This is a genomic window from Chloroflexus sp., from assembly GCF_034435895.1.
GTDB lineage: Bacteria > Chloroflexota > Chloroflexia > Chloroflexales > Chloroflexaceae > Chloroflexus.
Genome location: NZ_DAOTWH010000057.1, coordinates 1 through 5,262 on the forward strand (window position 1 = coordinate 1; position 5,262 = coordinate 5,262).

General features: G+C 59.4%; 4 protein-coding genes and 1 pseudogene. All 5 read right to left on the reverse strand.

What is annotated here, in order from left to right:
* Positions 1–325, reverse strand: a pseudogene (locus U9R81_RS03450) (sugar ABC transporter substrate-binding protein); the annotation flags it as partial.
* A 102-nt stretch (positions 326–427) separates the two neighbouring features.
* Positions 428–1,396: an ABC transporter permease gene (locus U9R81_RS03455; RefSeq protein ID WP_322494129.1), complete on the reverse strand. Its 969-nt coding sequence runs from the start codon at positions 1,394–1,396 to the stop codon at positions 428–430.
* Complete coding sequence (locus tag U9R81_RS03460) at positions 1,386–2,417, reverse strand: ABC transporter permease (protein WP_322494130.1); 1,032 nt, start codon at positions 2,415–2,417, stop codon at positions 1,386–1,388. Before U9R81_RS03460 ends, U9R81_RS03455 begins: the two co-directional genes overlap by 11 nt.
* A 45-nt stretch (positions 2,418–2,462) precedes the next feature.
* The gene (locus U9R81_RS03465; protein WP_322494131.1) at positions 2,463–3,962 is read right to left on the reverse strand and encodes a sugar ABC transporter ATP-binding protein; all 1,500 of its coding nucleotides are present in this window, start codon (positions 3,960–3,962) and stop codon (positions 2,463–2,465) included.
* A 10-nt stretch (positions 3,963–3,972) separates the two neighbouring features.
* Positions 3,973–4,755, reverse strand: coding sequence for a DeoR/GlpR family DNA-binding transcription regulator (locus U9R81_RS03470; protein ID WP_322494132.1), 783 nt, complete (start codon positions 4,753–4,755; stop codon positions 3,973–3,975).
* Positions 4,756–5,262: the final 507 nt, after the last annotated feature.

Here is a 5,262-nt window from a genome sequence, read left to right on the forward strand (position 1 = left end):
GCCCCGCCACCGAGTTCTCAGCCGTCGGGCCGGTGAAGATCAATTGGCCGGGGTTGCCCAGCTCGGCATGGGCCTCTGCCGCGCCTTCGTAAGCCTGATCGAAGACAGCGATGCCAAGGAACTTGGGCAACAGGATCATGTCGATATCAAGGCCGGGGGTCGCCGAGACCACGCCACTGGTCGGGGCCGTCGTCGGCGCCGGAGCGCTGGTTGGCGCCGGAGCGCTCGTCGGCGCAGGTGTCTGCGATTGCGGCGTACAGGCCGCTAACAACAAGGCGATGATCAGCGTTACGGCAAAGAACAGATGTCGTTTGGTCGCCTGCATGGGCACACTCCTCTCACCACGAGTACAGCTTGAACACCACTGTTCGCAAACCATCAGCTACGATGAAACGCTCGTCTCAACGCCAGCTTGCACCTCCTTTCGTTACACGGCGCGCCGCTGCCAGCGTTCGCGCGCCATCTGCGCTAGATTGGGCAATAACACCGACAAGATCAACAACATCCCAACCACGCCGGTCTGCACATTGCCGGTCACATTGAGCAAAGACATCCCATTGCGCAGGTTGAGGATGACGAGAATAGACAGGCCGACGCCGGCCAGATTGCCAGTGCCGCCAAAGATGCTCACCCCGCCGAGCAGTACCATCGTGATGATGTCGAGCTCGAAGCCATCGGCGGTATTGCCGCGCACCGCACCAAGACGGGCGGCGAGCAAGACGCCGGCCAGCGCAGCGACAAAGCCAGAAGCGATAAAGAGGCCGAGTTTGAGCTGGGGAACATCGATGCCGGAATAGCGAGCCACGGCGGCATTGTGACCTATAATATAGACCAAGCGGCCTACGCCAGAGTATTGCAGCACGATCAAGGCCAGCGTAAACAGCAGCGCAAAGAGGATCAGGCTAAAAGGAAACGGGCCAATCAATGGCTGTTGGCCAAGCGCGGTAAACCACGCCGGAAAACCGCTGATTGAACGGTCTTCGATCAAGATGCGAGCCACACCACGGAAACCGATCATCCCGGCTAGGGTGACAGCCAACGACGGCAAGCCAATATATGCCACCCAAAAGCCGTTGAAGGCGCCACAGAGCGCACCGGCTAGCAGCGCCACTACGATCACCCACTCCATCGGGAAGCCGCGATCAAACAGCACTGCCACGATACATGCGGCCAAGCCCATGACCGACGCCACTGACAGATCGATCTCGCCGTTGATGATGATAAAGGCCATCACCAACGCAACTATAATCTTCTCGATCGACAACTGAAAGAGATTGATCTGGTTGTTTAAGCTCAAATACGCCGGAGCAAGGTTGGCATTCACCACTACCACCAGCGCTAAAATTGCCAGCAGCAACCCTTCCCAGCTCAGCAGGCGGCGCAACTTAGCCTTCATTGCTCACCTCCGCGCGCAGTGCCGGTGCGGCCCAGATCCGGCGCAACCAGCCCAAAATGACCGAGTCGGAAGCCACTGCCAGCAGGATCAGCAATCCGAGCAGCGCATCGCGCCAAAACTCGCTGATACCGAGCCAGCGCAGCAACCCCTGTCCCAACAGATCGATCAGGAACGCGCCGAGCAACGCTCCCAGCACCGTGCCCGAACCGCCGAAGGTATTGACGCCGCCAACCACGACTGCCGCCACCGACTCAAGCTCGATCCCTTGCCCGGCCACCGCGGTGATGTTGCCGAAACGGGCAAGGAAGAGGAAACCAGCCATACCAGCCAGCATCCCGCACAGCACAAACGCCGCCAACACGGTACGTTGCGCCGGCAAACCGGCAAAGCGAGCCGCTTCGGGGTTAGAGCCAATCGCGTACAAGCGCCGGCCAAACACGGTATAGGCCAGCACAAACTGAAACCCGATCACGGTGACGATGGTGATCGCAAACAGTGGACGGACAGCGAAATCACCGATCGCAAAGAGCGTCTGCCGGCTCAGCTCAACGACCCACGATGGCAGCGAATCGACCGTGATCGTGCGCGCGTTGGCATAGTTGATCAGCAGCATACGGTAGATCGCCAGCGTACCGAGGGTGGTGATAATCGCCGGCACCCGGCCATAGGCAACAATCAGGCCATTCACCAACCCCAACGCGCCGCCGGTTAATACGGCCAAGACCACCGCTATCACCGGCGGCAGACCGGGATTGGCAGCCAGTTGCGACCCGACAAAGTAGGCTGTAAAGCCAACGATCGAACCCACCGACAGATCGATATTGCGCGTCAAGACCACCAGCGTCTGGCCAATCGCCACCATACCGACAATTGCGACGCTGGAGGTAATACGATTGAACGTGCGGGCCGAAAGAAAGTTCTCGATCTGCCAACCAAAGATCAGCAGCGCAATCACAATCAGCCCAATCAAACTCAGCTCGCGGATCTGCTCTGGCCGGATCCGCTGTCGCCATGTGTGCATGACCACGCTCCTACTGCGTTTCTACTCATCTCACATCAGCCATCGCTATGCGGCATCGCGCTGGCCCATCGCCACTGCCAACACTCGCTCTTGGGTCGCCTCGTGGCGGTCAAAGATGGCCATTTGCCGGCCTTCGCGCATAACCAACACCCGATCGCTCATTGCCAATACTTCGGGCAAATCGGAAGAGATGAGAATGATCGCAATCCCTGCGGCGGCCAAGTCATCGATCATCTGATGCACCTCAGCCTTTGCGCCAACATCAATCCCGCGCGTCGGCTCGTCGAGAATCAGCAGACGGGGGCGGGTATTCAGCCACTTGCTCAACATCACCTTCTGTTGATTACCGCCCGACAGCTTGCCCACCTCCACCTCAACCGAGGGCGCGCGGATCGCCAGCCGGCGGCGAAACTCTTCGGCAGTGGCCATTTCGGCTGGCCGGCGCAACAATCCCAGCGGATTAAGGTAGCGGCGCAAGGTGGGCAATGTAATGTTGGCTGCGATCGACATTGGCAATGACAAGCCTAGCCCGCGCCGATCCTCGCTCACGTAGGCGATGCCGTGGCGCATCGCTTGGCGCGGATTAGCAATCCGTACCGGCTGGCCGGCAATCGTGATCGTGCCCCGATCCGCCGGAGCGATGCCAAATAACGCTAAGCCGACATCAGTGCGGCGCGCGCCGACCAAACCAGCAAAACCGAGCACCTCACCGGCGCGCACGTCGAATGAAACGCCGTGAAACGCGCCTTGACGACCCAAATCGCGCACTTGCACCAATGTCTCGTCGCGCACCGTATGGCGACGCGGGAAGAGCTGCTCGACACTGCGTCCAGCCATATCGCGGATGGCTTGCTCGACGGTGACATCAGCCCGCGGCGCCGACGAAATCAGCCGGCCATCGCGAAAGACAGTAATCCGGTCGGCAATTTCAAACACCTCTTCCAGCCGGTGAGAAATAAAGAGAATGGCTACCCCCTGCGCGCGCAGCCGGCGCACAACCGCAAAGAGCTGCTCGACCTCGTGCGCCGACAACGCCGCCGTCGGTTCATCCATAATCAACACACGTACCTGCAACGACAACGCCTTGGCAATCTCAACCGTTTGTTGGGCGGCCACGCTCAAGCCGCGCGCCGGTTGGCGCACATCGAGCCGCACATCGAGCTGGGCCAAGAGCGCTTCCGCTTCGCGATACATCTTGCCCCGATTGACCAATGGCCCGCGCCCGGCGTGAGCGATAAAGATATTCTCAGCCACATTCAGATCGGGATACATCAGCGGCTCTTGGTAAATCGCCGCAATCCCCAACCGCTGCGCCTCTAGCGTACTGCCGATCCGCACCGGATGGCCATCGAGCAGAGTCTGGCCGCTATCGGGCTGATACACGCCGGTCATAATCTTGATCAGGGTTGATTTACCGGCGCCATTCTCACCCAACAGCGCATGCACCTCACCGGGGTAGAGGCGCAGACTAACGCCGGCCAAGGCCTGCGTGCTGCCGAACCGCCGCGAAATATCGCGCATCTCCAACACAGGAGCACTTTGCATAGCTTCCTCGCTACACGATAGTGACCGGAAAGAACTCGGTAAAAGGGGAACTGCGTTCAGCAGCTTCCGGGCCAGCAGTGATCAGATGATGCACCCCCTCAACCGGGCAGAAGCTCGTCAGCGCGGTTTGGCCCAGCTTGCTGCTATCGAGCACCGCAATCACCCGGTCAACGTGGCGCACCATCTCGGCCTTCAACAACCCTTCAGGAATCGAACTTTCGGTCAACCCTTTCGCCACCGTCAAGCCGCGCGCCGAAAAGAATCCCTTATCGGCGTGCAGCCGCTGCAACATCTCTTCGGCCAGCGTGCCAGTCAGCGAACCGGTATCGCCGCGCACTTGCCCGCCGATCACAATCGTTGTGATCGCCGGATTAGCCCCCAACGCCAGCGCAAGATGCATCCCGTTGGTAATAATGGTCAGATTGCGCCGGTCGGCAATCTGGCGGGCAATGGCGTAGGCCGTCGTGCTGGCATCGAGCATCACGGTGTCACCATCAACGATCAGTTCGGCTGCTGCCCGCGCGATCCGCTCCTTTTCCGCCGACTGCACCTTGAGGCGCGACGCGAAACTGCCTTCTGGCCACAGCGGACGGTCGAGCACTGCGCCACCCCACACCCTTCGCAGCAAGCCTTCACGTTCGAGCAGCGCAAAATCGCTGCGAATCGTCACTTCGGAAACACCCAACTGCTCGGCGCACCACTTCACCGTCACTTGGCCGTGGCGTTGCAACAGCGCCATAATCTGGTCGCGCCGCACTTCCGGCGGGAGCGCATCGTTGTGATGTTCTGCCACGCGCCTTTCCCTCTTCTGATCGGCACATCTCGGAATACTGGGTCACACAGGGTCTGCCCTGTCACGATCACGGTGATAAACGAAAAGAACAATCGCTTGCTTGGGCATCCATACTGTCTGGGAATTGTTTTCATAGTCTAGAGCGATTTTCAAAATTTGTCAAGTACTTTTGAGATTTTACGAATTGAAAGAAAAATTGAAAGACGTAGCAGGGCTACGCCTTTCTGAGCGCCAAACCATTGTCACAGCGACAGAGAGATGTCAACCTGACCGGTCTTTTTTCGCTATGCTCTGGCACAGGTTGATTCTTACGCCACAGCCATCCTCTGTCCCAGTCGTCATTGCGAGGGCGCGCCGGCAGTCATTCCTTCACTCGTCTGTATGACGGGCGCGGCGCGTCCGAAGCAATCCCCCGCAAGAGCGGACTCTATCCGCTGCCCACCCTTTCTGCAACCGTTCCCAGTAACCCACTCTGCCCGCTCCAGTAGGAGATTGCTTCGGGGGCTG

What these genes read in the sequence shown, in the direction of transcription:
- U9R81_RS03455 (WP_322494129.1), bottom strand. Translation starts at nt 1,396, where the DNA reads ATGAAGGCTAAGTTGCGCCGCCTGCTGAGCTGGGAAGGGTTGCTGCTG.
- U9R81_RS03460 (WP_322494130.1), bottom strand. Translation starts at nt 2,417, where the DNA reads ATGCACACATGGCGACAGCGGATCCGGCCAGAGCAGATCCGCGAGCTG.
- U9R81_RS03465 (WP_322494131.1), bottom strand. Translation starts at nt 3,962, where the DNA reads ATGCAAAGTGCTCCTGTGTTGGAGATGCGCGATATTTCGCGGCGGTTC.